Source organism: Paenibacillus alba (assembly GCF_013204855.1).
Lineage (GTDB): Bacteria > Bacillota > Bacilli > Paenibacillales > NBRC-103111 > Paenibacillus_E > Paenibacillus_E alba.
Genome location: NZ_JABMKZ010000003.1, coordinates 88,659 through 115,310 on the forward strand (window position 1 = coordinate 88,659; position 26,652 = coordinate 115,310).

A 26,652-nucleotide genomic window follows, 5' to 3' on the forward strand; every position below is an offset into this window, starting at 1 on the left:
TGCCATCCATTTCTAAAAAGAGGTTACCGATTATTTTAAATCTTTCATGGCCACAGCGTCCATATCATCAAAAATTTGATTTTCGCCAGCCATACCCCAAATGAATGTATAGTTGTTCGTACCTACGCCACTGTGAATGGACCAGCTAGGAGAAATAACAGCTTGCTCGTTGCGCATCACAACGTGGCGAGTTTGCTGCGGCTCACCCATCATGTGGAACACGACAGCATCTTCAGGCATATCGAAGTACAGGTAAACTTCGGAGCGGCGGTTATGTGTATGCGATGGCATCGTATTCCACATATTGCCTGGCTTCAGCAGCGTCATTCCCATGACGAGTTGGCAACTTTGTGCGCCGCCTGTGTGAATATATTTATAAATGGTGCGTTCATTGGAAGTGTTGATGCTGCCCAAATGAGCAGGCGTAGCTTCGCTGATAGAGATTTTAACGGTTGGATATGTTTTGTGAGCCGGCGTCGAATTGAAATAAAATTTCGCGGGTTCAGCGGCATTGTCACTGGCAAAAGAAATGTCCTTAGCGCCAAGTCCGATATAAATACCATCTTTGGAATCCATCGTATAGACAGTGCCATCAACCGTAATGGTTCCGCGGCCACCAATGTTAATGATACCGATCTCGCGGCGCTCCAAGAAGTAATCAGCAGCCATTTCTTTCTTGTCAGCTTGCAAGTGAAGCGTTCCTGTAATGGGAAGAACACCACCAACGATGAAACGGTCTACGTGGGAGTATACTAATTTGATTTCATTAGGTGTGAACAGCGAGCTAATTTGAAACTCAGCTTGAAGGCGTTCAGTGTCAAATTGCTTGACTTCATTCGGGTGGGAAGCATAACGGATATCCATGGAATAATTGCTCCTTTGAGTTGGTTTATTTGAGTTGATATATGTTCATATAGGTTTAATTTACTCCAATCGAACAGATTAAGCAAGGCTTTTCCGTGCGATGTTTCAAAACTTAGCGTTAAGGTGAATAAAGGATACCGAATATGCAAACAACAACCGTACAGGAGGTTATGATATGGATAAAAGTCATTATTTCGATCACGTATGCAACGATACCATTCCCACGAAGCCCGATGAAGAAGATACAACACCAACGGATATGGTGAGTGAAGCGGTCGAGGAAATTATGGATAATGTGAAAGAGGCTTTCTCGACCGAAGATTCCGAAGACGATAAGTAAAATGAAAAGCTTCTCCCTGGACTTCTAGGGGAGGAGCTTTTTTGATTTATTTATTGAATAAAAATACTTAATTATGTATAATTATTCATTATAGAAAGTGAGGATGATGATAACATGGAACAATTAAAACAACCTACGGATGAATTGCTGCATGACGCAAGTTCATCCCTGTTATTTGTCGCAAACCGTCCTGAAGTGGTTATGGAACGCGGGGAAGGCATGCTGGTTTGGGATACCGAAGGGAAGAAGTATTTGGATTTCATCGGCGGTTGGGCGGTAACCTGCTTAGGCCATTCCCCAAAAGTGATAACGGATGCCTTGCAGCAGCAGTCCACGCAATTGGTTAATGTGAGTCCGGCTTACTATAATAAGCCAATGATTGAGTTCGCTCGCATGCTGACGAAGCTATCTGGATTAGAGCGAGTATTTTTCGGCAGCACTGGCGCAGAAGCGAATGAAAGTGCCATTAAGCTCGCTCGTAAATACGGCACCTTGCACAAAGGCGGCGCTTATGAGGTGATAACGACGACCCGCAGTTTCCATGGTCGAACGATGGCGATGATGGCGGCCACAGGGAAACCCAATTGGGATAAGATGTTTGTTCCCCAGCTGCCTGGCTTCGTGAAGGTGCCGTTTAATGATTTGGACGCCATGGCACAGGCGATTAACCCGAATACGTGCGCTATCCTTATTGAGCCCGTTCAAGGAGAGGGCGGCGTCAATGAAGCGAGCATCGCGTATATGCAAGGGCTGCGCAAGCTATGCGACGAGCACGGTATTCTTTTGATCCTCGATGAGATCCAAACAGGGCTGGGGCGCACAGGCAAGATGTTCGCGTATGAGCATTATGGCATAATGCCTGATGTGCTTACGTTAGCCAAAGGGATTGGAGGTGGCTTCCCGTTATCTGCCATGTTGGCCAAAGAGGCTTACAACCTGTTCGAGCCAGGTGATCAAGGAGGAACGTACACAGGACAGCCGCTTGGCATGGCAGTAGGCTTAGCGGTTGTAGGCGAGATTATTGGGCGCAAGCTGCCTGAACGAGCCGCTGAGCAGGGGGCCTATTTGCAAGCTAAGCTCAAAGAAATTCAAGCCAAATACGGCCTCCCCGAGATTCGCGGGAAAGGGTTGCTGCTCGCCTTCGACCTGCCTAAGCCGCTGGGAGCTGAACTGGTGTCAGCCTGCATGGCAGCTGGATTGTTAATTAATGCGCCAAGTCCAACGGCTATTCGTTTGATGCCTGCCTATATCGTAACCAAAGCTGAGATTGACGAAATGATACATATTTTATGCAAAGTGATGGATCAGCTTTTTGGAAAGTAAGTCGTTGAAAATCCCTACCTCGCGTAGGGATTTTCTTTTGGTCTTCAGCAAGCTACAATAGCTTTACATATCTATGGGGAAGGGAGATTCCAATGGAGAAGAAAGGGATGCTTTTCCCGGCGCATCTGACGGAGCCGCATGGTCATCCGCACGTGATGGCTTATTATTTTAAACAGTGGCAAGGCTTTCATATGCCTTTCCATCGTCATGATGCCATTGAGATTATGTACACGATTCAAGGGGTATGCGACATTGAAGTTCAAACAGAGCCTGCTCAAACTCAAAGTGTTCGTCTTAAAAAAGGGGAATTCATCGTCATAGATGCCAATGTGTCACATCGTTTGATTGTAGATGAGGCCCTTCCATGCCGGATGTTGAATGTTGAGTTTCGTTGGATGGAGCAAAAGGTTGTGTTTCCATCCATTCAGCAACTGGCTTCCGAGGATAAACTTCTGGCTTCCTTGATGGAGGTGCGGACGCCTTATCTTATTCTGCGCGACCCGGACGAAGTGTATCACATCATGAAAAGCTTGGTGCTGGAGCTGGATAAAGCGGCGGCCAAAAGCGAAACCATGGTGCAGCTGCTCTTTGCGCAGCTTCTCATTCGAATTGCGCGGCTGCGGCAGAAAGCAATGGCAGGCGGTCTAGCGCAGAGTGAGTGGTATGTGAAGCAAAGCATGGACTATTTGCATCAGAACTACGATCGTGACATCCAAGTGAAAGATATCGCGGGAGCTGTTAATTTGCATCCAGGCTACCTCCAGCGCATTTTCAAAACGGTCACAGGCCAAACCTTAATGGGTTATTTAACGGTCATTCGGATGGAGAAAGCCAAGATGCTGCTGCTGGAAACGGACGTACCGATTTCTGAAATCAGCGAATATATCGGGGTAGGAAGCCGGCAGTACTTTCATCTACTTTTCAAAGATTATACGAGCCTCACGCCTACGGAATTTCGCAATTCCATGAATAAGCAGCATATGGATTATCCGCAGGAAAGTTAGAATTTTTGACAAAATGCAGCGAAGGAAGTTAGGAATTTGATAACGTTTTCTCGAGGATGCTTGCTACAATAAACGTGTAGAGCAAACGAAAGAGAGGACGATTCATATGTCATTTAAAGTAGCTTTTATTGGCGCAGGAAGTATTGGTTTTACCCGCGGTCTTCTGCGTGATCTGCTGGCTGTACCGGAATTTCATGATATTCAAGTGGCTTTTACAGACATCAATCAACACAATTTAGATATGGTGACGGAGCTATGTCAACGAGATATTCGTGAAAATGGGTTAGCGATTACGATTCAAGCAACAACGGACCGAAGAGCTGCTTTGCAGGATGCAAAGTACGTTTTGTGTACAATACGCGTCGGGGGTTTAGAAGCTTTTGCAACCGATGTAGATATTCCGCTGAAGTATGGCGTTGACCAATGTGTCGGTGATACGCTTTGTGCTGGCGGCATTATGTATGGACAACGCGGCATTTGGGAAATGCTGCGCATTTGCCAAGATATTCGTGAAGTGGCCTCGCCTGACGTGCTGCTCTTGAACTATGCCAACCCGATGGCTATGCTGACCTGGGCCTGTAATACATACGGCAACGTGCGGACAATTGGCTTATGTCACGGTGTACAGCATGGGCATCAACAAATTGCTGATGTATATGGCTTATCGAAAAAAGAGGTCGATATCATCTGCGCAGGGATCAATCACCAAACGTGGTATATCGAGGCTCGCCATGAGGGGAAAGATTTGACGGAAGGGCTTCTTGAAGCTTTTGAAAATCATGCCGAATTCGCACGCACCGAGAAAGTGCGCATCGATATGCTGCGCCGCTTCGGGTACTACAGCACAGAATCCAACGGGCATTTGAGCGAATATGTGCCTTGGTATCGGAAACGTGCAAGCGAAATCCACGAGTGGATCGACATGGGCAGCTGGATTAACGGGGAGACGGGCGGTTATTTGCGCGTATGTACGGAAGGACGCAGCTGGTTTGAGACGGATTTCCCGAACTGGATGAAAGATCCAGCTGTTGTGTATGCGGCGGAGAAACGCAGTGAGGAGCATGGTTCGTATATCATTGAAGGACTCGAGACCGGACGCGTATATCGTGGACATTTCAATCAGATCAATAAGGGTGTGATCTCGAATTTGCCGGATGATGCGGTCATTGAGGCGCCAGGCTATGTAGATCGCAATGGCATTTCGATGCCGTTAGTAGGCGATCTGCCGCTTGGGCCGGCGGCTGTTTGCAATGTCAGTATTTCGGTGCAGCGTCTTGCCGTAGAAGCAGCAGTTCATGGCAATGACAAGCTGCTGCGCCAAGCGTTCATGATGGATCCGCTCGTTGGAGCGGTCTGCAATCCTAAGGAAATATGGCAAATGGTCGACGAGATGCTCGTCGCGCAGGAAGCATGGCTGCCGCAATATGGCAAAGCTGTCGCTGAAGCCAAAGAGCGCCTTGCTGCAGGGAATCTGGTGCCAACCCGGCAGAACGAAGGTGCTGCTCGCTTGAAGGTGAAGACAGTGGAGGAAATGCAGCAGGATCGTGATGCAGCCAACAAAAATGCCGGCGAAGCGGATAAAGGCAAAGATCGGGCGATTGTGAACTCATAGGTACTCATAGTTGACATGATGTTCGTTCGTTTATATTCATGTGTGTTCATTTGGGTTCTTTTAAGTTATAATGTGTGAGTAAGTGAAGGACCGCTTGCGGTCCTTTTTCTCATGAGTACCAAGATCGTTCCAAGACGAAAGGAGAAAGTCAGATGTCTAATATTGGCGTATGGGAAGCAGCAGAGCCTGGTGTGACACGCTGTATTCTGAAAGCGGAAGTTGGTTTAATGATGATGGAGGTTCACTTCGAGCCTGGTGCGATCGGATATCAACACAGCCATGTGCATGAACAAATGTCCTATTGTCTAAAGGGGAAAATCGAGTTTACCATAGATGGTGAAGTAACCATAATTACGCAAGGCCAGACAATCTACATCCCAAGCGAAGCTAAACACGGCGTGACGGCGTTAGAGGAATCTGCTTTATTAGACGTTTTTACACCAATTCGCGAAGATCTTGTGAAGCGATAATCCGCCAGCTGCATTTGCAGCTGTTTTTTTTGCCCAATAGCAAGCCTAATCGAACTTTAATACCGTTTTAAAAGAAGTGCAGCCCCATATAGATCGCTACTCCCCATATCATGCAAGCAGAAACCTTATTTATTTTGGCAATGAATATGCCTGTGGTATCTCGCTTCCCAACAAGTCGCCCTGCATAGGCCAAGCTAAAAAACCAGAGCCAGGAAACCAAGATTACGCTCAAGGTGAATGCCCATTTATCACCACCGACATAAGCTAAGGAGTTCGTGCCAATAATACCCAGTGTATCGAGAATGGCATGAGGGTTCATTAAAGAAACGGAAACAGCAAACAGGATTTGCTTTCGCGAGTCGTTGATCGGTTGGGCTGCAAGCTTGCTCGGTTTGCTGGTCCAAATCACCCATCCCATGTAGATGAGAAAGATGAACCCGAAGCCATAAAGCGCTGTTTGCAGCCAAGCGAAGGTTAGCACGATAAGTGAAACGCCAGCAACGGCGGCAACAATAAGAAGCGTGTCGCAAACCGCTGCTGTGAGAACAACAGGCAAAGCTTTGAAATAAGAACGCTGCCGGGCACCTTGGTTAAAAACAAAAACATTTTGGACCCCTAACGGTAAAATCAGACCAAAACTCAAAATAATTCCATGCAGAAATGCGGATATCACAACGAATCTCTCCTTTTGTTCGATCAGATCTCTTTAGTATAGGGCGTTCTTGTCCGTTGTCTCCCTCCAAATGGATGGTGATGGACCCAACCAAATGGTATAGTGAAACGGTAAGGAGTGGCGTCATTGAACTGGAAACCCGACTTCTCGTCAGAAATCCCTTTATATGTACAGATAAAAGAGTTCATCAAAACGAAAATAACGCTTGGCGAATGGTCGGTCGGCACCAAAATCCCCTCGCAGCGGGCTTTGGCTATCCTTTTTAACGTGAATCGCAGCACGGTCGTGACGGCGCTTCATGATTTAATCGCCGAAGGTTTGCTGGAAGGCAATACCAAAGGGGGGACAAGGGTTGTCAATAACTCTTGGAACCTATTAGCCGCTGCGCCGCCGCCGGACTGGAGCTCCTACGTGCAAGCCGGCACGTATTATCCGAACCAGCCTGTTATTCAACATATTAACCGCGCCGAATTTCAGCAAGGCATTGTCCGGTTGGGAACCGGGGAGCTTTCTGAAGATTTACTGCCCTCAGAGCAGATGAAAAGCATTTTTGCAGGAAGCTCGATGAATCCATTCTCGTTGGGTTATGAGGAGCCAAAAGGAAATCTCTACCTGCGGAAACAGTTGGCTGACTATTTACAAGGACGCGGCGTTTCCGCTTCGCCATCCAATATTTTAATCGTATCAGGATCTCTGCAAGCATTGCAGCTCATCTCCATGGGGCTATTGCCGCGTGGCTCATCTGTTCTTGTGGAAAAGCCATCCTACTTGTACTCTGTGCATGTGTTTCAATCAAACAACATTAAACTCGTTGGGCTGCCTATGGACGAACAAGGCGTGCAAACGAATCTGATCAGCCGTTACAAAGAGGGCTATCACGCATCGCTGCTGTATACGATACCTACTTTTCATAATCCAACGGGTACGTTGATGTCAGAAGCCAGGCGTCAAGAACTGATGAGGATTTGTACGAATGAAGGACTTCCTATCATCGAAGATGATGTCTATAACGAGCTTTGGTTCGATACCCCGCCGCCGCTGCCTTTGAAGGCTAGGGATCCACATGCTTTAGTCCTCTACCTGGGAAGCTTTTCAAAAACCTTAAGTCCAGGTCTAAGGATTGGTTGGGTCGTTGCCCCGGAGCCCGTCATTGATCGTTTAGCGGATATCAAAATGCAAAGCGACTACGGATCGAGTTCCATCTCCCAGTGGGCGGCAGCCGAATGGCTCCACAGAGGCTTGTATCAAGAGCATCTCGTTTCTCTGCGAGATCAACTGAAGAGGAGACGGGACCTGACGGTACAGTTATTGACGACCTATTTTACCGGAATGGCTGCTTGGCATGTGCCGGCCGGCGGTTTCTACATTTGGGTTAAATTGACAGTTGAGATCAAGATGCAGGTGCTGTTTGAGCGTGCTTTAAAAGCAGGGATTCTGCTCAATCCCGGAACCATCTATCATCGACAAACAGGCAATTATTTGCGGATTTCCTATGCCTATGCCAAACTGGATGAACTTGAATGGGGGATGGGGCAATTGGCTGCCTTGATGAGGGAGTTGGCGGACGGGAAATAAATCGTTGCGTCCATAGAACGATTCGGAATGAGCATTGACGGGACGAGGTTGGCGAAGTAAAGTATAGTTGAATTTTAAATGCTGTGCAGCAAACGGCAGAGGGGAAGGGTGATTCGCGTGATCAAAAGCGGGAAATTCGCATGGACATGGACGATTCGAGAGGAAGATTTGGAGGAGTATGTTCGTATGCATCTTGCTCCATGGCCGGAAATTATGGAAGAGCATAGCAAAGCAGGCATTCGAGACTATTCCATTTTTCAAAATGGAGCACAGTTTTTTTATTGCTTCCAGTGCGATGACATTGAGGCGGCATTTGCTTACTTAGCCGAAAGCGAAGCCTGCAACCGCTGGAACGCCATCACCTCGAAGATGGTAGTTGGTTCCTTCGATTTCCGCGAGGCTGTGCCGATTCAACCGATGCCTGAGGTTTTTTATTTGAAATAGGCGATGGAGCTGGCCTACCGCTGGGTGTGGATCCACACCCGGCAAGGCCGAAGAGTGGCGCCAGGGGGTGAAAGCCTGCAAAAGTGCAGGCTTTTTCTACGAAATCTTGTGAAAGATGGAAATGCCTGCGATAATGCAGGCATTTTAAGGTTTTTCTTCTTGGAATCCCGAAATGGCCCCGTAAAGATGCACAATCGCAGGAATTCCATGGTTTGCGTGACTTCATGAGCAAAAAAGATGCATAATCGCAGGCATTTATTGAGCTGAGTTACTTCGAGAACCAAAAGAAGCTTATATTCATAGGGAATACGCGAACAATGCTCGTTTGAGGCGTTACTGAGGATATGTGACATGCAAATGGCAGGTTGGACAAGACTATAGTCAGACTTTTAAGTAAGAGTCAGATACAAAAGGGGCTGTTCACAAGTAGGTTTCTACTTAGGAACAGCCTATTCGTATGATGAGCTGAAGGTTGGCATGGGTGGAAGGTAGAAGGTAGAAATTAGAAGGTAGAAGGTAGAAGGTAGAAGGTAGAGGGTAGAAAGTAGAAGGTAGAGGGTAGAAGGTAGAAGGTAGAAGGTAGAAGGTAGAAGGTAGAAGGTAGAAGGTAGAAGGTAGAAGGTAGAAGGTAGAAGGTAGAAGGTAGAAGGTAGAAGGTAGAAGGTAGAAGGTAGAAGGTAGAAAGTAGAAAGTAGAAAGTAGAAAGTAGAAAGTAGAAAGTAGAAAGTAGAAAGTAGAAAGTAGAAAGTAGAAAGTAGATTGTAGATTGTAGATTGTAGAGGTAGAAGGTAGAAGGTAGAAGGTAGAAGGTAGAAGGTAGAAGGTAGAGGGTAGAGGGTAGAGGGTGGAAGCTAGAAGGTAGAAGGTAGAAGGTAGAAGGTAGAAGGTAGAAGGTAGAAGGTGGAAGATAGAAGATAGAAGGTAGAAGGTGGAAGGTGGAAGGTAGAAGGTAGAAGGTAGAAGGTGGAAAGTAGAAAGTAGAAAGTAGAGAGTAGAGGTAGAAGGTAGAAAGTAGAAAGTAGAAAGTAGAGAGTTGAAGGCAGCAGCCGGGTGGTTACACTACTCAAGTCTTTGACTAGCTATTGTTCTATTTTGATGCGTACCTTGTATGGATGGGGGATGAGATTGTTTAAGCGGAACTACGATACGTTATATTAAGCAAATAGGCTACTTTAGAACTCCAAAAGGAACTGGAGTCCGCTATTTAGAGGAATTCGTGCTCGTAGTACCTAGTTTTGATGAAATAGCGTATCCTAGTTCCCTTTCAGCTGGGAATTGCCTGTTTTTGCTTAAATAGCGGACTGTAGTTCCCATTCGGGTTTGCTCAGAGCGTATCTTCCCCAAACAGTTCCTTTCGTGTATCCTCAGCTGCACTGCTCCTCAGCCGCATGCTCCCCAGCCTCACTCGTCCTCAGTCCCACTCCCCCTCACTCCCCATCCTCCACACGCGGAAACGTAATCTCCACTTCCGTTCCCGTTCCGGGGACGCTGCGGAAGATCAGGTTCGCGGGAGCGCCGAAGTAATGGCGGATTCGCTCCATGACATTTTTGACGCCGTAGCTGCTGCCCCCGATTTTGCTGCGGCTGATGCCAGCGAGCATATCTTCGATCTGGTTGGCGCTCATGCCGACGCCGTCATCTGTGATCAGCAAGCGAATGGTTCCATCCACCGACATCCCATGGATGGTGATTGTGCCTTCGCGCTGGGCTCGCCCTAAGATCCCATGCAGGATGGCATTCTCAACGAGCGGCTGCAGGGTAATTTTGGGAATGGGATGATTCAGCAGCTCTTCCGGAACATCAATTTGGAAATCAATCTTATTTTCAAAACGAATATTTTGAATTTGCACGTAGAAGGAAACATGCTGCAGCTCTTCGCGCAGTGTGATAATGTCTTTGCCATTGCTTAAGCTGACTTTGTAGAAGCGGGCTAGGGCTTTGACGACTTTTTTGATGTCGGTATTTAAGCCGCTGTCGGCCATCCAGTTAATCAGATCCAGCGTGTTGTATAGAAAATGGGGATTGATTTGCGATTGCAGAGCTTTCAATTCCGCATTTTTCACTTCTTGTCCCAGCCGGTATTGTTCCTTATTCATAGAGCTGATTTGTTCAATCATGTAGTTATAGGTTTGGATCAGTTCGCCGATTTCATCTTTGCCCTGTGTTTGGGCAAGCGCGATCAGGTTCCCTTTCTGCACATCCCGCAAACGGCTGGTCAATTGGGTAATGCGTCTTGTTACGGAAAAAGAGAATAAATAAGCGAGCAAGTAGGCAGTAGCGCTCACAATGAGTAGGATGACTAGCAAATCATTGCGCAGCTGATGGCTTTGCTTCACGACTTCATCGAGCGGAATGACGGTCACCATGCCCCAATTCGAAGGAAGCTGCCTGAATAAGTAGTAGTTGTTATTGGTTTGCCAGGTTGTGGAGACGGTGTCAGCCGTCGTTTCCGGCAAATCCATTTCGGTTAAATGGACTTGATCGGAAGCTAGGACGATTTGATGATTTTGATCAACAAGAAAGGTCGTGCTGTTCCTTACAACGTTGGCTTTGCGCAGCATAGACCGAATGGTTTCAGCCTGAACATCCACGCGTAATTGACCGATCGGCAAGGAATAATTGTTAGGATCCAAAATACTTCTGACTACATAAAGGGAAGAGTCGTCATGCGAGGCATGTTTGCCCAGCTCGGGTGCGGAGCACCACAAATATTTGGAATGAAGCTCCTTCAAGCGATCAAAGCAAGGGCTCTCCGAAGTTTCGCCTAAGGGGAGGAAATTCTCCGTCTCGTTGGCAAAAATGAAGCTGCTCGGGACATACAAAATAACACGCAAAATATCCAGGCTGTCCTGCATAGAGCGAAGCAGCTTTTTGAGATTGCTGTAATCCTGAAGCTCGCGATTAATATCTTGGGTCACATTTTTATCCATCAAGATATCGGAAATTGTGGAATTGGAAACTAAAATATTCGTCGTTTCAGCGATGCGCTGCACACGATAATTAAGAAAAGAGTAGGTTTGGTCGAAACCCTGTTTGGCCGAATAGGTGACATGATTGATAATGATTTCGGACATTTTCTCCGATGCGATGAATTGATAAAAGCCAAGTGGGAGCATGATGAGCAGCAAATAGCTGTACATGATTTTGTGGCGTAATTTGGTATTGTACAGCCATTTTCGGAAGATTTGAATGAAGGAGAATATCATAGCTGGCATCGCTCCCGGTATTCAGAAGGCGTCATTCCTGTAGATTTTCGAAATATTTTAGCGAAATGCTCCCCGTCCTTAAAGCCGACTTGAGAAGCTACATCAAGCACCTTCAGCCGATTGTTGCGCAGCAAATCCTTCGCTTTTTCCATCCGATATTCCGTGACATATTGCTTGATGGTTTTGCCAGTGGATTCTTTGAAAATCGAGATGAGATGAGAGGCGGTCATCTGCATATGATCGCTGACATCCTGCACAGACAAGTCATCCTCGGCAAAATGGAGATGAATATAACGAACGATACGGGAGCTGGTTGATGTCATGCCTCCGGCTGTTCGCTCTTTCAAGGCTCTTTTCAGCTCCTCTAGCTTAAGGGTCATCACACGATGAATATCATCCAAATAGTGGCATTCCAAGATCAGCTTCCAGGCAACATCGTTTTCCGCAGAGGTATCGAAAAGCGTAATATTGCGGCTTTGGGCGAATTTATCCATTTCGAGGAGGAAGCGATAGTACAGCTCTTTCACACTGACAATCAAGGTGCCAGGATGCTGGCGAATATCGGACGTGATGGCCGTAAGCAATTGAAGGACCGCATCGAAATTTTCTTCGATCAACGCTTCTGTGAAGCGGTTGAAGTGTTCAAGCTGGGCTTGATAATGCTGCGAAAGGGCATCGCTCCCCCTGTTGTCGTGCAGGATTAACGTACAAGGCTTATGGAAAAAAGACTCCTGAAGCCGAAGGACAGCGCTTGTGTAAGATTCTTGCAGTTTCTTGGCTGAAGCGGCAATGGACCCTGCGGCAATAGAAAATAAGCTGAACTCTTGCTTCAAAGCAGAGGAGAGCTCATAACACATATGCTGCAAGCTGCTGCTTTCAAGTACGTCCTGCTGAAGAGAGAAAAAATGAATGATGACATGGTTTTCATCTTTCCAAGCGTACAAGTAAGGCATGTCGCTGGGAGCAAGCGCGGAATCAAGCATTATCTCCAGTTTGTCCTTGCTAGGCTTGGGAGAAACCAACTTAATAAGCACAGTTGCAGCAGGGGCATGCAAGGGTGCTGTGAAGTCCGCAGCGAGCAGGCGACTGCGCAGGATGTCATCCTCGTATCCGCCTCGAATGAGCTGCAGCGCTGCTTCTTGCTTCATATAGCTCTTGTTTTCTTTGGCTACTGTATCATTCGCCACATGCCGCTGTTCCTCGAGGATGATGGTGATGGCGCCTTGCAAGGCATCCTCGAGTTCTTCAATATCAATCGGTTTCTCCACATAGCTAACCGCTTTCAAAGTGATGGCTGCTTTTAAATATTCTTTGTCGGCATATCCGCTCATAAAGACGATTTTGCACTGAGGATATTTCCGGCGCAGGTGAAAGGCAAGCTCTATGCCATCCATTCGAGGCATTCGTATATCAGTAAGAACGATGTCTGGCTTAAACTGCTCCGCAATGGCAACAGCCTCTAGTCCATCCACAGCTTCTCTAAGTTCTGTAATTCCCAGACGTTCCCAAGCGACAGATTTGAGCACGCCTTCTCTCGTAAATTTCTCATCTTCTGCAAATAATAGTTTCACTTCAGGCAGCCCCCTTAGACGTAGCTCTAGATTATCGCATATTCTCCTCCAATACCACTGGCTGAAGCAGTGATCTGCAAAACTTACAGGGAATCGATATTTTGTCGGGTTATCACGGTTCGCCGATCCTGATAATTTAAATACATGAGAGAGACAACTAGAACCGGATGGGGGATTGGATAGAGATGAGAACTGGGCTCCTGTACCGAATAAGGTCCAAGAAAACACTGTTGTTCATGATTGCGCCGGCTGTCATTTACTTCCTGCTTTTCAGTTATGTGCCGATGGCGGGAATTGTGCTGGCTTTCAAACAGTATCGCTATGATTTAGGAATTATAGGTTCGCCATGGGTTGGATTGGATAATTTCAAATTCTTCTTCATGACTGGCGACGCCTTTAGAGTGACGAGGAACACCATGCTGTATAACGCAGCTTTTATTCTAATCAACAATGTTTTGCAGATTATTGTCGCTATCTTTATGGCCGAGATCGGCTCCAAGCTGTTTCGCAAAACAGCGCAAACGCTGATGTTTTTGCCTTATTTCTTATCATGGGTTGTTGTAGGAGCGGTTGCGTATAACTTGTTCAACTTCGAGCATGGCACGATCAATACGCTGCTGCGCTCGCTGCACATGCCTGAATTAGACATCTACACAACGCCTGAATATTGGAAATATATTCTGATCTTCTTCTCAGCATGGAAAGCGGTCGGTTACGGCGCGGTCTTCTATATGGCTTCTATCTTGAGTATTGACCGTGAAACCTATGAAGCTGCTGAAATTGACGGTGCCAATGTGTTTCAACGGGTTCGTTACATTACCTTGCCATCGCTGCGTCCGACGATTACGATTCTGGTTCTATTGGCAATCGGCGGTATATTCCGTGGTGATTTTGGACTCTTTTATCAGCTTGTTGGCAATAATGGACTGCTCTATCAAACGACCGATGTCATCGACACGTATGTCTATCGTTCTCTTCTTGTTAATAACGAAATCGGGATGTCTTCAGCGATTGGTTTCTATCAGTCAATTTTATGCTTTGTGACGATTATGGCGACGAACTTCCTTGTGCGCAAATCGGATAAAGATAATGCCTTATTTTAAACATAAAGTCCATTGCGGGGTGATCCTATGAGTACGACTAGCGTAAAAAAAAGCCACATCGATCAGCGGGTGCTGGACATTATTGGCTATGTCTTTATTACTGTAATCTGTTTAGCTTGTTTAATCCCATTCCTGTTAATTATCAGTGGTTCCTTAACCAGTGAATCGTCGATTACAAGTGATGGCTTCCGCTTATGGCCGAAACAATTTTCATGGGGGGCTTATGCCTTTGCCTTGAAACATCCAGAGCAATTTGTGAGTTCGTATTTATTAACCATCGCCTTAACAGTAACAGGTACGATAGTGGGGCTATTCATTTCTGCGATGACAGCGTACGTGCTGCAGCGTCAAGATTTTGAATGGCGCAGCGGGTTCTCCTTCTTTTTCTACTTTACGACGTTGTTTAACGGCGGGCTCGTTCCTTGGTACATCCTGATGGTTAACTACTTGCACATGAAAAATACGTTTTGGGCGCTGCTGGTGCCTCCGCTGCTGAATGTGTTCTACATCATTATCCTGCGAACGTTTCTGCGGACGATACCGGACGCGATTACGGAATCTGCGAAGATGGATGGAGCAGGTGATTTCACGATCTTCCTTCGTTTGATTCTGCCTCTGGCTAAGCCAGGGCTTGCTACCATTGGGTTGTTCACGGCCTTGAACTATTGGAATGATTGGTTTAACTCCTTGCTGTTTGTGCAGAATGAGAAGCTGTACACGCTGCAATATTTATTATATAAAATGCTTGGCAATCTCGAGGGGATTCGCAAGGTGATGGCGATTACCGGCATGCAGGTCACGGAACTGCCTGGTGAAAGCTTGAAGATGGCGCTCGCCATTCTTGTCACAGGTCCGATTATCTTCTTGTATCCGTTCGTACAGCGTTATTTTGTTCAAGGCTTGACGGTTGGAGCTGTAAAAGGGTAACCCCGGGAATTTACATTCCCGGTTATCATAAACTATTATACTTTTATAAGGGGAGAATAATATGGCACATCCGAAGAAATTAGCCACACTGAGTCTTGCGTCGCTTTTTGTGATGGGAACGGTCCTGACAGCGTGCGGATCGAAAGATGCAGCACCAACGCCAAGCACTTCTGCGGCGCCTCAAGCAAGCGCTTCCGCGACGTCAAGCACGGGGATTGATACAAGCAAAGAAGTGAAGCTGAAGATGGTTTTACTGGGCTCCAAGCCCAAAGCGTTTGACGAGGTTTATGGGGAAGTCAATAAATTGATGAAGCAAAAGATTAATGCCACGCTCGATGTCAGCTTCCTAGATTGGGGCGAGTACCAACAGAAATATCCGCTGATGTTCGCAGCTAACGAGGATTTCGATCTTGTGTTCTCAGCGACTTGGTCCTATTATGCCCAACAAGCTACCAAAAACGGTTTTATGGAACTGACCGAAGACATGATTAAGAAGTTTGCTCCAAAAACGTGGGCAGAAGAGCCAAAGGTTGCATGGGAGCAAGCGAAAATTAACGGTAAAATTTATATGGTGCCGCAAAATAATTTTGAATACAGTTATCATATGGTGGGGATTCGCGGTGATTTGCGTCAGAAATACAATTTGCCGGAACTGAAAACGTATGATGATTATGTGACTTATTTGAAAACGGTTGCGCAGAAAGAGAAGGATTTCAAGCCTAGTATCGGTGTGAGTGAGTTTAATGCGGTTGAGCTGCTGCAGCCCAATGAGTGGAATTTCGTTGTTCCTCAGCTGCCTGTCGTTTATAAAGTAACAGAAGGTGCAGGCAAACTATTCAACTATGTGGATACGCCTGAATTTGCAACGTTCTCCAAGAAAATGTTTGATACGCAAAAAACAGGCGCATGGTCCCGTGATGCGATAGCCAACAAAGTGGATAAAACACAAGCGTTTAAAGACGGGAAATTGGCTTCTGTGGAATGGAATTTAGGAACGCTGCTGCGCACCAAATCCGAAATGCAAACGACTCATCCAGATTGGAAAGTAGAATTGTATGATTTGAGCTCCGATAAGAAGCGTCTGTCTAATCCTTTTATTAATAACGGCATGTCGATCCATGCGGGTTCCAAAAACTATGAGCGCGGCCTCATGGCGATTGACCTGCTTCGTTATGATCCTGACATTCATGATTTGACGAACTATGGCATTAAAGGCAAGCACTACGAGCCAGTAGGCAATGATCAGTTCAAGCCGCTTCCGGCTTCTGCGGATTTCCCGCCATCCGGTACGGATCCTTGGGGTTGGAACTCGCTGCATGAGCGTATGGATTCCACGGTTGCAACAGAAACACAGACATTTACAGAAAACTGGAAGAAGGCTGTTACGGTGAATCATCCGCTGGAAACGTTCACATTCGACGATTCCAAAGTGAAAAATGAGGTAGCCGCTGTCAGCAATGTGATGGATACTTACGGTAAACCGCTTTTCTATGGATTAGTAGATCCGAACGATGCTGCGCATGGTTTGAAAATATTCAATGACAAGCTGAAGCAAGCCGGCATTGATAAAATTGTCGCTGAGATGCAAAGCCAAGCTGATCCATTGATTGCGAAGAAATAGTTGGACAATGATCCGCCACTACAAAGCCTGATTTAAACCATATGGGGATGCCTGGAATTTGATTCCAGCATCCTTTTTATATACGCTTAGAGGAAAAAGCAGCCTTCATCACGAAGAAGCTCTCCAGATTAGTCCTTATTCAGCGAAGAAATGTGGTGAAATTCGAATGAGATCAGGTATCCGAATATGGTTTAATAAAGTTCGCAATTTACGCATTAAAGCGAAGCTGTTCCTGCTCATCACGGTATCCATGGCGGTCAGCTCGTGCATCTCCTTGGTAGGGCTGCAGATCGCCTATTCGATATATGATCAGCAGATTTACGAGAAATCCTCCCAAGTCCTTAATCTATCTTCGACCTTGATTGAAAACGAATTGAACAAAGTAGAGCGCCTGACGTTCAGCATCATGTCCGACGAGCAGATTCAACAAAATCTCATGGTGATGAACTCGAACGAATCGGACTATACGCGCATTCAATCCCGAGCAAAGCTGGTGGATCGGCTTGTCCAATATATCAATACGGAGACCTATATTACGGCAGCGGATATTACTGATTTACGGGGAAACAGTTATTCCAGCGGTAATTTGACAACGCTTTCTCCAGAGCGGCGAGCTTTAATAGAGCGAATTTCTGAACAGGGAGGCGGCAGCTTAGGCTGGGTGAACCCTGATGCTCAGGACTATAGTCTGATTACAACAAGGCAAATTCGTTCTTTTGATAATCTGGATTTAAATAAGCTGGGCACTCTTGTGCTGCATGTGAATTTAGACAAAATTGTCAACCAATATGCGCGGGAAGCGGTCATACGTGATGGCGAGCTGCTTATTGTTTCGGAAGGAAAGATGATTTATCCGCATACCGCTAACTTGAAGTCGTTCATGAATGACAGCTTTCCGTCTGAATCGGCATCCAAAGGCTTTCGGATCATGGAACAAGACGGTGAGAAATATTTCGTTTCTCATATCCACTCGGACTATTTGGGCTGGACGTACTACAATACGCTGCCGTTTCAAACGATTTTCAGCCATATTATTCTGATGAAAAATTGGATGATTGCCGCTTTTCTAGTCAGCTTCTTCCTCCTTGTTGGCTTTGGCATGACCGTTGCGCGCAGCGTAACTAGACCGATAGATGGCTTGATAAGCAGCATGCGCGGCCTACAGATCAGCGATCTGGAGAATTCAGAGCTGCCGACGCTTGCTCCTTTATCACAGCAAATGGATGAAGTGGGTTTGCTTCAGCGTACGTATCGGATGATGATTGTGCGGATTCAGGAGCTGATTAAAGAAAATTACACCAAGCAGCTGATCATTAAGGAAACCGAATTCAGATCCCTGCAAGCGCAAATTAATCCGCATTTTCTGTACAACACGCTTGAATCCATCAACTGGATCTCCAAGATGAATGGCCAGAAGCAGGTATCGCAAATGGTTGAATCGCTCGGCTATTTGCTCCGTTCGTCGATTAGCTTGAAGCAGGATATGATTTCTGTGGAAGACGAGCTGCAGCTCGTGCAGCACTATATTACGATCCAGCGCGTTAGATTTGAAGAGCGGCTTGATTTCAGACTGGATGTTCCCGCGCACTTGTTAAATCAAAGCATTCCGAAGCTGACGCTGCAGCCTCTTCTGGAAAATGCGATTAAATATGCCGTAGAAGTCATGCTTGAGCCCTGTGTAATTCAGATTAGCGGCAGGGAAGAGGGAGATGCTGTGGTTTTAATCGTGGAAGACAACGGACCTGGTATTGACGAAGTGTATTTGGAGCAAATTTTGACGGGAGAGCGCAAATCGAAGGGAACAGGAATTGGCCTGAAAAATATTGATGAACGAATTAAATTGTCCTACGGGGATGAATTCAGCATTCAAGTGGAGAATCGCTTGGATGGCGGTACGCGTATTTCAATTCGACTTCCAATGATGAAAAGAGGGTAACCGTCTATGTATAAAGTGCTGCTGGTAGATGATGAACGAATGATACTCGAGGGAATATCAACGATTGTGGATTGGCAATCGGTGGGAACAGAATTGATCGGAACGGCGCGAAATGGCCTTGAAGCGTATGACTTCGTCGCCGAGCATGCACCTGATATTATTATTAGTGATATTCGGATGCCGGGCATGGATGGCTTGCAGTTGGTGGCCAAGGTGAAGGAAACGCATCCGCATACCCGCTTCATCATGCTTTCCGGCTTCGATGAGTTTGAATATGCGCAAATCGCGATGCAATACGGTGTAAAGCATTATTTGCTGAAGCCCTGCAACGAGAACAGCATTCTGAATGCCCTGCGTGAAATTGTTGCCGAATACCAGATGGAGGAAAGCAAGGAAGATTTCGTCCAGTCCATGAAAGCAAATTTGCAGAAGGTGCTGCCGCATGTCAAAGAGCAGTTTCTGAAGGAATTTGTGACGAACAAATCGTATGGCAGCCGGGATTGGGACTATTATCAGGATCTTTTTGGACTGCAGGTCAGCGGAAAGAAAGTCCGATTGTTGTTATTCCGGTTAGAAGACAAGTTCGAATACGAGCATCTTTTTGCTGTGAAAAATATTGCCGAAGATCTGCTCGATGAGCCTTTGCTCAGTTCCACCATTGCCGAACAAATTCTGATTCTGATTGAGGATCAGCAGGAAATGGGGCGATTGCAAGAGCAAATTAAAGAAATTAGGCGTATTTTCACCCTCTACTACAAAATGGACACGACAGTTGCGCTGAGTGAAGCAGGGGAGATTGTGGAGGCGAGGCGGCTTTACTTGCAAGCGCTTGATTGCTTAAGTCACCGTTTCTATCTTGGCGAGGGCGGGCTGATTACCATGCGCGATATTTTGGATTCCAGCATGCCGAACAAGGCGGATTTCGTGTATGACGATGATCGAATTTTATTTCCTATCCGGGCAGGCAACTGGGAAGAAGCCGAGGCAAGTATCGATCTGTTTCACGATCAGCTCATTCATTCCCGACTTGATATACAAACGACCAAATCGTACGTCATTCAATTGTTTATTTCGATAACCAGACTATGCAGCGAGCACCAAATGAATATGTACATGGGACTTATTGGTCAAATTTCGCAATTGGAAACGATGCAAGCCATCATTCAGCAGCTGAAGCAGATGGCCTCCGAAATCACACATGCCAATTTTGAACAGAATAAAAATAAGCACTCGCAAGTCGTGCAGAAGGTGATTGATATTGTGAATGCAGAGCTTGCGAACGCAGAGCTTTCACTGAACTGGGTTGCTCACCGCATGCTGTATATGAACCCGGATTATCTCGGGAAATTGTTCAAAAAAGAGACTGGAGAACGCTTCTCCAACTATGTCGTTACCGTGCGAATTAAGAAAGCTATGGATCTGATCAAGCATAATGAGGATGTGAAAATGTTTGAATTAGCCGAGCAGCTGGGCTTTGGCGATAATCCGCAATACTTCTCTCAAGTGTTCAAAAAGATTGCGGGCTGCGCGCCCTCCGAGTATAAGAAACTATCGCAGTAGACATGGTTTTCACTGTTTTTTGAACATTTATCGCGGTAATTTAGATTCAACTTTCGCTCCTGCAAGTAGATAATAGAACATGTGGAGCGCAGGTGACGCATCGGAGGAAGCTAACTATGAAACACACAACCTTAACAATCCTGCTCCTCGCTCTGCTGCTCGCAAGCATCACTGGATGCAGCTCGAATCAAGGTTCAGCGAATGGGGGAACGGGGACACCACGAACGATTGAAACCGGGAAAACGGAAAGCAATAAGGAAGTAAAGCTGCGCATCGCCTGGTGGGGCGGTCAAGCACGGCACGATTACACGTTAAAGCTGATTGAGATGTATCAACAACTGAACCCGAATGTGAAGATTGATACGGAATACGCGGGATTCGATGATTATTGGAAAAAGCTGGCGCCGCAAGCTGCGGCCAATCAGCTGCCAGATATTATCCAGATGGATATATCTTACTTGACGCAATATGGGACGAAGGATCAATTAGAGGATTTGTCAACGCTGACGAGCAGCGGGACGATTGATGTTCATGCGGCAACGCCAGAAACGGTTAATTCCGGACGAGTCGACGGCAAGCTTTATGGCATTCCCCTTGGCATGAATGCAATGGGGGCCACCTTTGACGCCGCCATGCTGAAGCAAGCGGGAATTTCCTCCATACCGCCGAATTGGACGTGGTCTGATTTAGAATTCATCGCGAAGCGGATGAAAGCGCAGGGCAAGGTGCTCGATCACATGCGGTTTGATCAGTTTTTTCCGTACTACTTGCGAACGCAAGGTCAGCACTATTTTAGCTCGGATGGTACGAGTCTTGGGTATAAGGATTCCCGCTATTTTATAGATTACTTCAAGATGTATCTGAAATGGTACGAGGCTGGCTACATGCGCGATTGGGATAAAGAAGCTTTATCCAAATTGACGCCGGAAGAGAATCCGGTTGTACTGGGCGATGGGTTCATGACGATGGCTTGGTCCAATCAATTTGCTTCCTTGCAAGAAGCGGCGAAGAAACCGTTAACGCTCATCGGTCTTCCGGGTCCGAATGGGAAGTTGGGGCTATACCTTAAGCCCACAATGCTGTTCTCCATGGCCAAAAGCTCCAAGCAGAAAACGGAAGCAGCTAAGTTCATTTCATGGTTTCTGAATGATATCGAAGCGAACAAACTCATTAAAGGCGACCGTGGCATTCCCATTTCCAAAACGGTGAAAGATGCTTTGAAACCTACGCTGTCCGAGCAAGATCAGAAAATTTACAACTACATGACATGGGTAGAGCAAAACAGCAGCAGCATGGATCCTCCAGATCCGATTGGTGCCGCGGAAGTCAGCAAGCTGCTTCGGGATATGCAGGAGCAAATCCTGTATAAAAAGCTGTCGGTCGAAGAGGCCGCAGATAAATTCTCGAATGAAGCGAATGCCATTTTGGCTCGCAATAAGAAATGAAGTTTTGATCGTTTGAAGGGTGGCTTCATGAAGAAGCTGCCCAGCGCTAATAAATAGAAATTGACGAAGGCAAGGGAGTGGAACTATGAAACTACGTGAAAATGATCACATAGTCGGTTATGTGTTTATATCACCTTTCATCCTGGGATTTTTGATTTTCACGCTGTTTCCGATGATCTCATCGCTGTATTTTTCTTTTACCGAATATGACTTGTTATCTGCGCCTAGATGGGTTGGCTTCTCTAATTATGAGAAGATGTTTACGAACGATGATAAAATACTGGATTCGATCCGCGTTACGTTAACTTATGTGCTTACGTCTGTTCCCTTGCGACTCATCATTGCGTTGCTGGTCGCGATGCTGCTCAATCGGGCTGTTCGAGGCATTGGTCTCTACCGGGCCACGTATTACTTGCCTTCCTTGATTGGAGGAAGTGTTGCAGTCTCCATCATGTGGCGTCAAATTTTTGGCGATAAAGGGCTTATTAATGCTTTTCTCGGCAACATTGGCATCCACACGACGACATCATGGATCGGCTTCCCCGCTACCGCGCTTGGTACCTTAGTCTTGTTGTCCGTTTGGCAATTTGGTTCATCCATGCTCATCTTCCTAGCCGGGTTAAAAAATATCCCAGGCACCTACTACGAGGCAGCCAGTGTAGATGGCGCAGGGCCAGTCCGCAAGTTCTTTCATATAACACTGCCTTTGCTGAGCCCGATTATTCTTTTTAATTTAATTCTGCAAACGATTTCAGGCTTCCTGACCTTTACGCCGGCTTATATTATTTCCAATGGTGAAGGCGGGCCGCTGAACAATACATTGCTGTATTCACTCTATTTATTCCACCGCGCGTTTGTGTTTTTCGAAATGGGCTACGCTTCGGCTATGGCATGGTTCATGCTGATTTTGATCGGCGTCATTACCCTCGTTATTTTCAAAACATCGAAATATTGGGTTCACTACGAAAGCTAGGAGGGATCTGACATGGTTATACGAATGAAAAGTGTGCGTACCGTACTGTATCATGTGCTTGTCTGTTTGATCGCAATCACCGCGATTTATCCGATTCTTTGGTTGGTTGCCAGCTCGCTGAAGCCAAACGAGGAAATTTACACCACCGCAACCAGTTTGATTCCGAGCCGACTGGAGTGGAGCAACTACGTTTCGGGCTGGAAAGGCTTCGCCGGCATAACCTTTGCTACGTTTATGAAAAACTCGTTCATTATCGTTATTCTTTCCACGATTGGCGCGGTTGTTTCCTCCGCGTTGGTCGGTTATGGGTTTGCGCGCATCAAGTTTTTTGGGAGCAAATTCTGGTTCTCGGCGGTTATGCTGACGCTGCTTTTGCCTCAAGATGTGACGATCATTTCGCAGTACATTTTATTTGCCAAAATTGGCTGGTTATCTACGTTCAAGCCGATCATTGTTCCGCAGTTTTTTGGAATTCCGTTTTTCATCTTTCTGATCATGCAGTTTATTCGTACGATTCCACCGGAGCTGGATGAAGCAGCGAAAATGGATGGATGCAGCAAGTACAGCATCTTTTACAAAATTATCGTGCCGTTAATTGTTCCTGCGCTTGTGACTTCCGCTATTTTCTCCTTCTATTGGAGATGGGATGATTTCTATACCCCGTTGCTGTACTTGAATAATCCGAGTCTATATCCCGTTTCCTTAGCATTGAAGCTATTTTTGGACAGCGAGTCTTTGAACAACTGGGGTGGCATGTTCGCCATGTCTACATTATCCCTGGTTCCGATCTTTATCGTGTTCATTATTTTCCAGAAGTATATTGTTGACGGGATTTCAACGAGCGGTTTGAAAGGATAATTCGCATGACGAAGCTGATCAATACTACGAACCCACAGGGAGGAAATGAAGAGATGCCAGCCTTACAATTCGATGCAGATGAAATTCGCAAGGTGATTGACCGCGTAGTACGCCGAACGTTCCGGATGGACTTTAATTGGGATTGGCCGGGTGGAGTTGCTTTTTATGGTGTGACGGAAGCCTTCGAAGCAACAGGAAATGAGGAATATTTGCAGCTGCTGAAGGAATGGGTGGACGAGAAATTGGAAGATGGCTTGCCTAAGCTGTCTGTCAATGGGATCTCTATTGGTCACTCTTTATTGACGCTGTATAAGGAAACCGGTGAAGAGCGCTACATCGAAATAGCTACGCAAATGGCCGAATTTCTGACCCATGAAGCAGAACGTTTCGGAGAAGGGGTTTTCCAGCATACGGTCAATTCGGAAACGTATAATTTCCCGGAGCAGGCCTGGGTAGATACGATGTTCATGGCCGGGTATTTCCTGCTGCGCATTGGCGCTATGCTGAAACGCGATGATTATTTCGAAGATGGATTGAAGCAGTATCATGGACATGAAAATTATTTGCAGGATGCAACCACGAATCTGTACTACCATGGCTGGGATAATCTTGCTCAAACTCATATGTCCGGCATGTTCTGGGCTCGCGGCAACGCATGGGCGGCAATTACGATGGCTCGAGCGCTGCGTTTGGTCCATGTCACACATCCATCGTTTATGATTATGGAAGGCTCGCTGCGTGATCAGCTAAGCGCACTTGTCCGATTGCAGGACGAAAGCGGTCTCTGGCATACAGTTCTGACGGATAAAGAGTCCTATCTGGAAACGTCTGGTTCGGCAGGGATCGCCGCTGCCTTAATCGGCTCAGGTAATTTATACAACAAATACACGAATAAATCGATTCAAGGCATTTTATCCCGCATCACCGAGGATGGAACTGTTACACAGGTATCAGCAGGCACGGCGGTTATGCGAGATATTGAAGGCTACAGGGGAGTCCCCCACAAACGCATTCAAGGCTGGGGACAAGGACTAGGACTAACCTTTCTGTCATCCTTGCTCAACCGCAAAGACTGGTAGGCCGCGTACTATGAGTGTGCATTTGCGGTTTGATTTTGGTCCTGAAGCAAGCGCGGCGAAGGAAGGGTACACGAAAGTGAGCGCCAACACACGTTATGATGCCAAAGTAGGCGGTTATGGCTTTCTCGAGGGCTCTACGGTCTATGAACGTGATCGTGGACGTCCGGAGGCGCTGCGGCAAGATTTCTGCATCCCTGTAGGGGCTGTGTTCGTTGCAGACGTGCCAAATGGCAACTATACGATACATACCTTGATGGGTGATCTTATTACATCCACTTGTACAGGTCTGAAGGCTGGGCCTGGCAGGCTCCTGCTGTCTGATTTGATGACGGCTGCCGGTGAATTTGTGAGCAGCAGCTTTACCGTTCATGTGGCTGACGAGCAGCTTCGATTGGCATTTTCCGGTGTAGCGCCGCGCATCAATGCCTTAGAAATCGTATCGGCACCGCAAGCAGCCACGCTGTACCTCGCCGGTGATTCAACCGTGACAGATCAGCCTCAGGACGGCTATCCGTACGTAGGCTGGGGACAAATGCTGCCATTTTTCTTAAAAGCGGATGCTGCTGTAGCTAATTATGCGGTATCGGGCCGCAGCTCCAAAAGCTTTCTGGATGAAGGGCGGCTGGCTCCAATTCTGGCAAACATCAATGCGAATGATTACCTGCTCATTCAGTTTGGACATAACGATCAGAAGCGGGATGCGGAGCGGGCTACTTCTCCTTATACGACGTACAAAGAGCATCTGAACGTCTATATTCAAGAGGCCAGATTGCGAGGCGCTACGCCTATTTTGGTCACCTCGGTGCAGCGAAGATTGTATGATCAGATGGGAAAAATAGTGGATACGCATGGCGACTATCTCCTCGCGATGAAGCAGCTTGCTGAAGAAGAGCAAGTCATCTTGATCGACTTAGCCGAAGAGAGCAAGCAGTTGTTCGAGTCGCTGGGCGAAGAGGAAAGCAAATCCTTGTTCATGTGGGCGTGGCCTGGTGAGTTCCCTAACTTTCCGAAAGGGGCAGCGGACAGCACGCATTTCCAGGAAAGAGGCGGAATCGCCGTTGCCAGCTTAGTCGTTGCCAGTATCCAAAAGCAGCAGATTGAGCCGCTTAGCCGTTATTTTCGGTGAGAATATTCGATTAACCAGTCAGACCCCGGTCTATTTCCAGACTTGGATTTGACTGGTTTTTTCATATGTTTTGGCAATAGAATCGACTTGAAGCAGCTGGTAGATTGAGATGAGGTGCAAGATCCTATTTGTGCTCACCTTTATCAGTGCCATTGCTGCGCATTTATTTTCTAATATGATCAATGATTTATGGGATTTCCGCAACGGCATTGATACAGCAGCGAGAGAAACGGCCTCAACCATTTCTACCAACTCCGGCTTTCTGGCTAATGGGACGATTGCGGAGAAAACGTTCAGTTTGTTGACTTGGGGGCTGTTTGCAGTCGCCCTTATTTGCGTTTTGATCCTTAGCTTCCTATGTGGCTGGTTGGTCCTGCTATTTGGTGGATTAGGTGCATTGATTGCCTATTTCTACGTGGCTCCGCCTATCAAAATTGGCTATAGAGGCAAAGGCTACAGCGAGATTGCTATATTGCTTTCCTTTGGCGTGCTGCCAAGAGTGGGCAGCTACTATGTTCAAACCATGCAGCTAGATTATCGAGCTATCCTGTTATCCTTACCTATCGGCTTATTGACCACCTTAATATTGTTTAATCATCATTTCCTGGATTGGAAAGCGGACAAGAGCGCAGGCAAGCGGACATTAGTTGTTGTCTGGGGGGAGAAACGCGCGTTGGCTTTCTCTAAATTTCTTTGTGTATTGTCATATGCAGCCCTGCTCATGTGCGTATTCCTGCACGTATTTCCTTATTATGCGCTGATAGGATTGTTTACAGCAGTACCTTTCTGGCGGGTTTATGGGAAACTTAAAGCGGAGAATCCGTCGCCTGCTTACTTGCCGCTGATGGGCGCCTCCCTGAAGGCTACCGTGCGCTGCGGTGTGATTATGATGTTGTCATTGGTGATTGAAGCGGTTGTGCAGGCTTTATAGGGTATGTAGGT

Annotated in this window: 22 protein-coding genes; 18 read left to right on the forward strand and 4 right to left on the reverse strand. The window is 46.6% G+C overall.

What is annotated here, in order from left to right:
* Positions 1-30 precede the first annotated feature (30 nt).
* Positions 31-864: a 5-dehydro-4-deoxy-D-glucuronate isomerase gene (gene kduI / locus HQN90_RS03955; protein WP_173216580.1), complete on the reverse strand. Its 834-nt coding sequence runs from the start codon at positions 862-864 to the stop codon at positions 31-33.
* A 175-nt stretch (positions 865-1,039) separates the two neighbouring features.
* Between kduI and HQN90_RS03960 the strand changes: the two genes are divergently transcribed.
* The 5 genes from HQN90_RS03960 to HQN90_RS03980 all read left to right on the forward strand — a co-directional run bounded on the left by HQN90_RS03960 (position 1,040) and on the right by HQN90_RS03980 (position 5,613).
* Positions 1,040-1,204, forward strand: coding sequence for a hypothetical protein (locus HQN90_RS03960; protein ID WP_158082052.1), 165 nt, complete (start codon positions 1,040-1,042; stop codon positions 1,202-1,204).
* A 114-nt stretch (positions 1,205-1,318) separates the two neighbouring features.
* Positions 1,319-2,527: an aspartate aminotransferase family protein gene (locus HQN90_RS03965; protein ID WP_173216581.1), complete on the forward strand. Its 1,209-nt coding sequence runs from the start codon at positions 1,319-1,321 to the stop codon at positions 2,525-2,527.
* Positions 2,528-2,619: 92 nt separating this feature from the next.
* Entirely contained in the window at positions 2,620-3,531 is a 912-nt protein-coding gene (locus tag HQN90_RS03970; protein ID WP_420851028.1) for an AraC family transcriptional regulator, read from the forward strand.
* 106 nt (positions 3,532-3,637) lie between these two features.
* Positions 3,638-5,143 carry an alpha-glucosidase/alpha-galactosidase gene (melA, locus tag HQN90_RS03975; protein WP_173216582.1) on the forward strand — a complete coding sequence of 502 codons (1,506 nt, stop codon included), beginning with the start codon at positions 3,638-3,640 and terminating at the stop codon, positions 5,141-5,143.
* Between the two features lie 152 nt (positions 5,144-5,295).
* Positions 5,296-5,613 (forward strand): cupin domain-containing protein, encoded by a 318-nt coding sequence (locus HQN90_RS03980; protein WP_079411866.1) that lies wholly within the window; start codon positions 5,296-5,298, stop codon positions 5,611-5,613.
* A gap of 67 nt (positions 5,614-5,680) precedes the next feature.
* Here the strand turns inward: HQN90_RS03980 and HQN90_RS03985 are convergent, their stop codons facing one another.
* On the reverse strand, positions 5,681-6,286 hold the full coding sequence (locus tag HQN90_RS03985) for a LysE family transporter (protein WP_173216583.1): 606 nt from the start codon (positions 6,284-6,286) through the stop codon (positions 5,681-5,683).
* 117 nt (positions 6,287-6,403) lie between these two features.
* On the opposite strand from HQN90_RS03985, the gene HQN90_RS03990 reads away from it, so the two are divergent.
* Both HQN90_RS03990 and HQN90_RS03995 read left to right on the forward strand, forming a co-directional pair.
* A complete protein-coding gene (locus HQN90_RS03990; RefSeq protein WP_173216584.1) occupies positions 6,404-7,861 on the forward strand; it encodes an aminotransferase class I/II-fold pyridoxal phosphate-dependent enzyme in 1,458 nt (485 codons plus the stop codon).
* 108 nt (positions 7,862-7,969) lie between these two features.
* Positions 7,970-8,305 (forward strand): L-rhamnose mutarotase, encoded by a 336-nt coding sequence (locus tag HQN90_RS03995; protein WP_338042274.1) that lies wholly within the window; start codon positions 7,970-7,972, stop codon positions 8,303-8,305.
* Positions 8,306-9,732: 1,427 nt separating this feature from the next.
* Here HQN90_RS03995 and HQN90_RS04000 read toward each other — a convergent pair.
* Together HQN90_RS04000 and HQN90_RS04005 are read right to left on the reverse strand one after the other, a co-directional pair.
* Positions 9,733-11,511: a cache domain-containing sensor histidine kinase gene (locus HQN90_RS04000; protein ID WP_173216585.1), complete on the reverse strand. Its 1,779-nt coding sequence runs from the start codon at positions 11,509-11,511 to the stop codon at positions 9,733-9,735.
* A complete protein-coding gene (locus tag HQN90_RS04005; protein WP_173216586.1) occupies positions 11,508-13,082 on the reverse strand; it encodes a response regulator in 1,575 nt (524 codons plus the stop codon). The genes HQN90_RS04000 and HQN90_RS04005 overlap by 4 nt, the downstream gene beginning before the upstream one ends.
* Positions 13,083-13,267: 185 nt before the next feature.
* Here HQN90_RS04005 and HQN90_RS04010 point away from each other — a divergent pair, with 185 nt between their 5' ends.
* The 11 genes from HQN90_RS04010 (at position 13,268) to HQN90_RS04060 (ending at position 26,641) form a co-directional block, all read left to right on the forward strand.
* Positions 13,268-14,185, forward strand: coding sequence for an ABC transporter permease (locus tag HQN90_RS04010; RefSeq protein WP_173216587.1), 918 nt, complete (start codon positions 13,268-13,270; stop codon positions 14,183-14,185).
* 27 nt (positions 14,186-14,212) lie between these two features.
* The gene (locus HQN90_RS04015) at positions 14,213-15,112 is read left to right on the forward strand and encodes a carbohydrate ABC transporter permease (protein ID WP_173216588.1); all 900 of its coding nucleotides are present in this window, start codon (positions 14,213-14,215) and stop codon (positions 15,110-15,112) included.
* Between the two features lie 61 nt (positions 15,113-15,173).
* A complete protein-coding gene (locus tag HQN90_RS04020) occupies positions 15,174-16,733 on the forward strand; it encodes an ABC transporter substrate-binding protein (protein WP_246362062.1) in 1,560 nt (519 codons plus the stop codon).
* Positions 16,734-16,899: 166 nt separating this feature from the next.
* A complete protein-coding gene (locus HQN90_RS04025) occupies positions 16,900-18,669 on the forward strand; it encodes a sensor histidine kinase (RefSeq protein WP_173216589.1) in 1,770 nt (589 codons plus the stop codon).
* A gap of 6 nt (positions 18,670-18,675) precedes the next feature.
* Positions 18,676-20,229: a response regulator gene (locus tag HQN90_RS04030; protein WP_173216590.1), complete on the forward strand. Its 1,554-nt coding sequence runs from the start codon at positions 18,676-18,678 to the stop codon at positions 20,227-20,229.
* Positions 20,230-20,345: 116 nt separating this feature from the next.
* Positions 20,346-21,674 carry an ABC transporter substrate-binding protein gene (locus HQN90_RS04035; RefSeq protein ID WP_173216591.1) on the forward strand — a complete coding sequence of 443 codons (1,329 nt, stop codon included), beginning with the start codon at positions 20,346-20,348 and terminating at the stop codon, positions 21,672-21,674.
* An 85-nt stretch (positions 21,675-21,759) separates the two neighbouring features.
* On the forward strand, positions 21,760-22,647 hold the full coding sequence (locus tag HQN90_RS04040; protein ID WP_173216592.1) for a carbohydrate ABC transporter permease: 888 nt from the start codon (positions 21,760-21,762) through the stop codon (positions 22,645-22,647).
* Positions 22,648-22,659: 12 nt separating this feature from the next.
* The gene (locus tag HQN90_RS04045) at positions 22,660-23,505 is read left to right on the forward strand and encodes a carbohydrate ABC transporter permease (protein ID WP_420851029.1); all 846 of its coding nucleotides are present in this window, start codon (positions 22,660-22,662) and stop codon (positions 23,503-23,505) included.
* Between the two features lie 53 nt (positions 23,506-23,558).
* Positions 23,559-24,584 (forward strand): glycoside hydrolase family 88/105 protein, encoded by a 1,026-nt coding sequence (locus HQN90_RS04050; RefSeq protein WP_173216593.1) that lies wholly within the window; start codon positions 23,559-23,561, stop codon positions 24,582-24,584.
* Between the two features lie 10 nt (positions 24,585-24,594).
* A complete protein-coding gene (locus HQN90_RS04055) occupies positions 24,595-25,710 on the forward strand; it encodes a rhamnogalacturonan acetylesterase (protein WP_173216594.1) in 1,116 nt (371 codons plus the stop codon).
* 109 nt (positions 25,711-25,819) lie between these two features.
* Complete coding sequence (locus HQN90_RS04060) at positions 25,820-26,641, forward strand: prenyltransferase (RefSeq protein ID WP_173216595.1); 822 nt, start codon at positions 25,820-25,822, stop codon at positions 26,639-26,641.
* Positions 26,642-26,652 lie beyond the last annotated feature (11 nt).